The sequence below is a fragment of the Sinisalibacter aestuarii genome, from assembly GCF_027923545.1.
Lineage (GTDB): Bacteria > Pseudomonadota > Alphaproteobacteria > Rhodobacterales > Rhodobacteraceae > Sinisalibacter > Sinisalibacter aestuarii.
In genome coordinates this window covers 1-367 of record NZ_BROH01000035.1, presented here as the reverse complement: position 1 = coordinate 367, position 367 = coordinate 1, and the positions used below count along the sequence as shown (strand labels likewise).

At 65.4% G+C, this 367-nt stretch carries 1 protein-coding gene; it reads left to right on the top strand.

All coding sequences use genetic code 11. The annotated features are described in order from the left end of the window. Positions 1-367, top strand: a 367-nt coding sequence (locus tag QMG28_RS20890) for a beta/alpha barrel domain-containing protein (protein ID WP_491850079.1), incomplete at both ends; no start/stop codon positions are given.

Below are 367 nucleotides of genomic sequence, written 5' to 3'. Positions count from 1 at the left end.
TGTCGAACGAGACGGTCGCGGTGGATATCGAGGACGGGCTGCGGATGAACGCGGCGGCGATGGCGGCGCAGGTCTATATCGGGGCGGAATACGAGCACCAGTCGATCAGGAACGTGATCAAGCTGATCGACACGGGTCTGCGCTACGGGATGCCGACGCTGGCGGTGACGGGCGTGGGCAAGGACATGGCGCGGGATGCGCGCTATTTCGGCCTGTCGAGCCGGATCGCGGCGGAGATCGGGGCGCAATATGTGAAGACCTATTACGTCGAGGAGGGGTTTGAGCGGGTGACGGCGGGCTGCCCGGTTCCGATCGTGATCGCGGGCGGCAAGAAGCTGCCGGAGCTCGAGGCGCTGGACATGGCGTA